This window comes from Chimaeribacter arupi (assembly GCF_002858805.1).
Lineage (GTDB): Bacteria > Pseudomonadota > Gammaproteobacteria > Enterobacterales > Enterobacteriaceae > Chimaeribacter > Chimaeribacter arupi.
In genome coordinates this window covers 67,453-73,452 of record NZ_PJZI01000027.1, presented here as the reverse complement: position 1 = coordinate 73,452, position 6,000 = coordinate 67,453, and the positions used below count along the sequence as shown (strand labels likewise).

Below are 6,000 nucleotides of genomic sequence, written 5' to 3'. Positions count from 1 at the left end.
GGGCGGCTCTCGCGGGCATCCATGCCCGCTCACCCGGCCCTGCGGCTCCACTCGGCAATGATTTTTACGCCCCCACCCCCTCTGCAAGCTAATCAGTATGTAAGGAAATAGTAGGGGAAGTTTTTTAGGCGCACGGTGTGCGCTTTCCGTTCTGCATTTTCATGTGACTGCAATTTTTATATCTGCACCAAAACTAAAAATGTCTTATCTACTCTTTCCTTACATAGCTAAGAATTTGCAGTTAGGTGGGGGCATTAAATTATTGCCGACGAGGACGCAGGGCCGGGTGAGCGGGCAGGACGCCCGCGAGAGGGACAGCCACGCAGGGAGCGTGTCTGTCCCGGCCCGATTAGCCCGGAGGCCGAAGGAGGGAACCCGCTGCGCGGGCAATAATTCTGCCGGGGCACCCAAAAGCGCGGGATGCAAGGGGCGCGCGCTTACGCGCCCCTTGCGCGGTGGCGGCAGCGGAGCCGCAGAAAGAATGCAGGCGTATGCCAACGCAACACACCTAGATTTCCTTTAAGCCCAGCTACAAAACGTACATAAGCAATAGAAAACCTTTCACCTTGCTCTGCGCAGCTGGCTTTAATTCAAAAATATATTATCTACACTGTACATAAATCACTCTCTTAACTTCATTGCCGGTTTATAAATAAGGTTATGATTCCTTTCATTGAGATATGAAAAATGGCAATAAAAAAATGTCGTAAGTGTGCAAGTAAGATACCGGACGATAGCAAGTTTTGTCCGCATTGCGGGGTTAAAAATCCTTCTCAGCCTACGTCATATATGGGAGTTTTAATCATTGTATTTATTATGTTTTTCATAGGGTGTCAGTTTTTTTCAAGCGATAAAAATGGACGATTAACAGCCAGTGCAGCTGAAGAGCCGAGCCTGCCGCTTGCTGCTGTTGCTCTAAAACGAGCACCAGCAACGAATATCCCACCTGCAGACACAGGAAAATTTACTACTCAAGCAATTTGTAAGGCCGCAATTGCAGGCATTATGGAACGTGAAATTAAAGGCATGAAAGTTTCTGCACCAAATAAATCAGGGGTCGTATATGTCAGCTATAAGCGTCAACAGGATGGAAAAAAGTTTTCCTACCAATGTAAGTTGTCAGATGATTATGTAATCTGGTCTGAAAAGGGTAATGAATCAGACAGATGGCTAGGACATGGCGAAGTAGAAGTTGTAGTAATGTTTACGGTTACTGGCAATGATTTGACCATATTTGAGCTTTATATAGACGATACGATTAAACATCACTACACGTTGAATCAATTAAAATAATTGCCCATTAATTAAAGCTGAATTCATTGTAAAAGTAATGGAATCTGCGGTCTTCCTTGACCGCCATATTCCAATCAATATCGCCAAAAATTCCGCGAAAACAACACAATAACCGGGAAAATCTCCAGACGCCCGAGCAGCATCGCCAGACACATCAGCCACTTGGCGCCGTCCGTCAGGGTGCCGAAACCGGTGGCGGTGGCACCGTAACCCAGCCCCATGTTGTTGATACAGGCGGCCACGGTGGCAAACGCCGTCAGCATGTCATAGCCCATACTGTTCAGGATCCAGGTCAGCACCACCGTAAAGAAGATATAAAGAATAAAGAACCCCCAAATCGACTTCACAATACGGTCGTCGATCGGGCTGGTGCCCATCTTGATGGTCTTGATCTGGTTGGGGCGCAGGATTTGGTGGATCTCACCTTTACACTGCTGGTAAAGCACGTAAATACGGAAAATCTTGATGCCGCCGCAGGTCGAGCCGATACAGCCGCCAAAGAAGCTGGAGAGCATCAGCAGCATAATCACATGCTGCGGCCAGCTGCCGTAATCGCTGGGGGCCAGGCCGTTATCCGTCATCACCGACGAGGCCATAAAAAAGCCGTGAACCAATGATTCGCGCAGCGTGAAATGGTTTACCCGGTACAGCTCAAAACAGGTAATGCCAATCACCACCGCCGCCAGCCCAATAAAGAAACGGAACTCCGGGTTACGCAGGATCACCAGCACACTGCGCTTTTTCAGCGCAAAAAAGTACAGCGTGAAACTCACCGCCGACAGCAGCGAAAATACCCCGGCGACCACTTCCACCGCGTCATTATTGTAATACCCCAGGCTGTCGCCGCGGGTCGAGTAGCCGCCCAGCGACACCGTGGCGATGCCGTGGCACAGCGCATCAAACCAGGTCAGCCCTGCCGCCCGGTACGCCACGGTGCAGAGCACCCCCAGCATCAGGTAAACGAACCAGAGGTTCTTCGCCCCGTCCGCCAGCCGCGGCGTGACGCGCTCCTCTTTCATCGGGCCGGGCATCTCCGACTGGTACATCTTCAGCCCACCCACGCCCAGCAGCGGCAGAATGGCGATCGCGAGGATAATGACCCCCAACCCGCCGACAAAGTTCAGCTGCGCCCGGAAGTAGTGGATCGAGCGCGGCAGGGCATCGATATTGCTCAGCACCGAGCCGCCGGTGGTGGTAATGCCCGATACCCCCTCAAACACGGCGTCCACCAGCCGGATATGCATATCCTCATTCAGCAGCAGCGGCAGGCCGCTTATCAGGGAGAAAATCACCCACAGCAGCAGGATCAGTAAAAAGCCGTTTTTACGGTCCAGGTTATGCCGCGGGCTTTTCCGGGTGATAAAGGAACCAATAAGCCCGGTGCCAAGGCAGATAATCAGGGTATAAAGAAAGGCGAAAATTTCAGCGCGTTCGCGGAAGTAGAGCGCAAACATCAGCGGAATGGCCAACGTCAGCCCGTAAAGGACGATCAGATAACTGCATAAATGAATGATGACCTTCGCCTGTGATGTGTTGACCATTTACTCTCTCATCTGTCTGACTTTTCGCAGGAAAGGATACCTGTCGCGCCGTAAAAAAGGTGTAAAAAAAAAGTATCTGCCCGTTTCCTGAACAACAACACAACAAGTTGATTACAGCGTAGCCTGATTTTGCCGGTTGCGATGTCCGAATGGCGCACCCTACCGGGAATGTCAGCAAACGTAAAGCTGCCCGCCATACGGGGGCGCAGCAAGCCCCATCATCTACCCTTAACTGACACCTTAACATGGAGATACCCCGATGCCGTTGCCCCGTGTTTCTGCTCTGTTGCTGAGTTGTTGTTTGCTGAATGTGGCCTCGCTGCCCGCCCTGGCCGCCCCTGAGGTGACCGTATTGCAGGATGGATTGGATCATCCCTGGTCACTGGCGTTTCTGCCTGACAACCAGGGGGCGCTGATTACCGAACGCGACGGCCAGTTGCGCCGCTGGCAACCGGGCAAAGGGCTGTCTGCCCCGATTGGCGGGGTGCCGGAAGTCTGGGCGCAGGGGCAGGGCGGCCTGCTGGAGGTGTTGCCCGCGCCTGATTTCGCCACCAGCCGTCGCGTTTACCTGAGTTATGCGGAACAAGGCAGTGGTGAAGAGGCGGACAAAGCCGGCACCGCGCTGGGGTATGGGCGGCTTTCAGAGGACTTCACCCAGCTCACCGGTTTCCGCCGCATCTTCCAGCAGCAGCCAAAACTCTCTACCGGCAACCACTTTGGCGGCAAACTGGCGTTTGACCGGCAAGGCCACCTGTTTATGACGCTGGGAGAAAACAACCAACGGCCGACGGCCCAGCAACTTTCGCTGCTACAGGGGAAAATCGTCCGCCTGACGCCGGAAGGGCAGCCGGTGGCGGATAACCCCTTCATCGCACGCCGCGATGCGCGGCCGGAAATCTGGTCTTATGGTCACCGTAACCCGCAATCACTGGCGCTTAACCCCTGGAGCGGTGTGATGTGGGAAACCGAGCACGGCCCGCGTGGCGGGGATGAGGTGAATATTCCGCAGGCCGGGAAAAATTACGGCTGGCCGCTGGCGACGCACGGCATCAACTACTCCGGCCTGGCCATCCCTGAAGCGAAAGGCGAAACCGCGCCCGGCACCGAGCCGCCGCTGTATGCCTGGAAAAAATCGCCCGGCGTCAGCGGCATGGCCTTTTACAACGCCGACCGCTTCCCCGCCTGGCAGCACTCCCTGTTTGTCGGGGCGCTGGCACAGGAGGAGCTGATCCGGCTGACGCTGGACGGCGACAAGGTGGTTAACGAGGAGCGGCTGTTGAGTAACCGCAAAGAGCGTATCCGCGACGTACGGGTCGGGCCGGACGGCTACCTGTATCTGTTGACGGATGCAGAAAACGGGAAATTATTGCGGGTGGGCGAAAAGTAGCAGGCTATAACGGGCATGTGCAGACATGCCCGTTATAAGTAAGACGATGTTATCTTTTTTCAGATAATCGGCATAACAGCATCAGTTATTATTTATAGGGGTAAAAGCACGGTTCATTTTTATTTCACCGCATAATTACCACGCACGTGAAAACGCCCTGATTATTTAATTAAACGGTGCGGAAAAGTAGTGGTGATAAATCCGGCATAATGCTGCCTTGTGGAGAGAAATAAACACCTTCGCCGACAGGCATCAGGAGCGTAATTGTGGATAGACCAGTAACTGCCAGCGTACCGGAACGGAACCGTAGTGCTGCCGGTGGTTAAGCTCCGGCAGGCGCTGCCCGCTGCCGACAGCAATTTCATCCCCGCACGAGGTGCAACGGTAAATACCCGGATATACCGCAATGGCACCGGGATCATAAATCACATCAAATGCCGCGACACGGGATTGCCGCAAAAAGTTCTCATATTTATAAAGCGCCATAACAGAGCCTCACGTCAATATGTTACAGGGGAATCAGAAGCTAAAAAATAGAGGAGGCGTTAACACAAATAAACGGTGCTGAACCTGAATTGTGACAGCATTAACGTTTTAATTATATTAAAAATAACGGGGGGTATTAAGAAGGTAAGGTTAATTATACAGAGATATTACTGCCGGAAAATAATACACAGGGGAAAATTATACAGGCATTAAAAACGGCACAAGAATTTTAGCGCAAAATTAAACAATGCAGAATGAAGGGGAAAAAGGGAAAGTCAGGCCGGGCCGGAAAAGAAAAGGGCTGACGGGGCGAGCACACCTGCCCGCGTCGTCAGCCCCTGAACAACCTCAGCCCCTGCACCGGGCGCATACCTGTCAGGCTGCGGCCCCGCGTGCGGTCTGGGTCACTTTGCTGGCCCACAGGTCAGCGATCCATTTCACGCCTTTGGACGTAAACAGCGCCTGCGAGAAGGCGTGGCTGTTTTCGCCGGTGCCGGAGTGCATTTCAAAACGGCCGGCATCGATGTGCTGCTGGTAGGGCGTCAGGGCACCGGCAAGGCGGTACATGATCTGGCGTTCCAGCAGGAACTGGCGGAAATCGGTCTCTTTAACCTTCAGCAGCTTGCACACCTGACGAAAGCCCAGCGTGCCCTCAACGGTGACATACCGGTCAAAAAAGTCTGCCTTCGGGGCGATGAGGGCGATCTGCTTTTCCATCGCCTGACGGCGCTCAAACTCTTCCGCCCAGGCGCGTGCAGCCACCGCCGGGTTGGTAAAGTCCGGCAGATCGTGGGTCAGTTCACGCTCCTGCCAGCGATCCAGCACCACCGAGGTAAAGGCCGGCGACAGGCGGGCCACCACCATCAGTGAATCACGCTTGTTCAACAGGTACTCCTGAAAAGTTTCCCCATCGCGCTCATAATCCGCGGTGCGCAAAGGTTGCGACACGCGCTGGGCCGTCTCCAGGCTTTTGATCAGGCGCTTGACCTCGCCATGCGAGGTTCCGGTCAGTTCAGCCAGTTCCCGGCTGCTCATTGAGACCGTTTGATGAAGGGCTTCAAAACCCGCTGCGGATATCATCATCACTTTCACCACTCAATGTCAGAACGCTACGTCTCCCCACAGGAGTTCAATAAATATACAGCATACCTGTGGATATATCCAGTGATTTATTTGCGCAACTAACAGTGCGAAAAATAAGCACATTTCCCGCAGCCCGCGTGGCACAAGGGCTGGCGGCTGAAAAAAGCGTTGCCGTCGCGCGGCGGCCCGACGCTGTACAGGGGCAGCACA

General features: G+C 53.7%; 5 protein-coding genes. 2 read left to right on the top strand and 3 right to left on the bottom strand.

Going from position 1 to position 6,000, the window contains the following annotated elements; all coding sequences use genetic code 11:
• The first annotated feature begins 687 nt into the window (after positions 1-687).
• Positions 688-1,293 carry a zinc ribbon domain-containing protein gene (locus tag CYR52_RS22445; RefSeq protein ID WP_146000851.1) on the top strand — a complete coding sequence of 202 codons (606 nt, stop codon included), beginning with the start codon at positions 688-690 and terminating at the stop codon, positions 1,291-1,293.
• Between the two features lie 74 nt (positions 1,294-1,367).
• Here CYR52_RS22445 and CYR52_RS15720 read toward each other — a convergent pair whose 3' ends face one another.
• Positions 1,368-2,834 (bottom strand): TrkH family potassium uptake protein, encoded by a 1,467-nt coding sequence (locus CYR52_RS15720; protein WP_072928490.1) that lies wholly within the window; start codon positions 2,832-2,834, stop codon positions 1,368-1,370.
• Positions 2,835-3,093: 259 nt separating this feature from the next.
• Here CYR52_RS15720 and CYR52_RS15715 point away from each other — a divergent pair, with 259 nt between their 5' ends.
• Positions 3,094-4,221, top strand: a complete 1,128-nt coding sequence (locus CYR52_RS15715) for a PQQ-dependent sugar dehydrogenase (RefSeq protein WP_072928491.1) — start codon at positions 3,094-3,096, stop codon at positions 4,219-4,221.
• Between the two features lie 252 nt (positions 4,222-4,473).
• On the opposite strand, the gene CYR52_RS15710 is transcribed toward CYR52_RS15715, so the two are convergent.
• Together CYR52_RS15710 and CYR52_RS15705 are read right to left on the bottom strand one after the other, a co-directional pair.
• Entirely contained in the window at positions 4,474-4,707 is a 234-nt protein-coding gene (locus CYR52_RS15710; RefSeq protein WP_072928492.1) for a hypothetical protein, read from the bottom strand.
• 375 nt (positions 4,708-5,082) lie between these two features.
• On the bottom strand, positions 5,083-5,790 hold the full coding sequence (locus CYR52_RS15705) for a phage antirepressor KilAC domain-containing protein (RefSeq protein WP_101828914.1): 708 nt from the start codon (positions 5,788-5,790) through the stop codon (positions 5,083-5,085).
• Between the last annotated feature and the right edge of the window lie 210 nt (positions 5,791-6,000).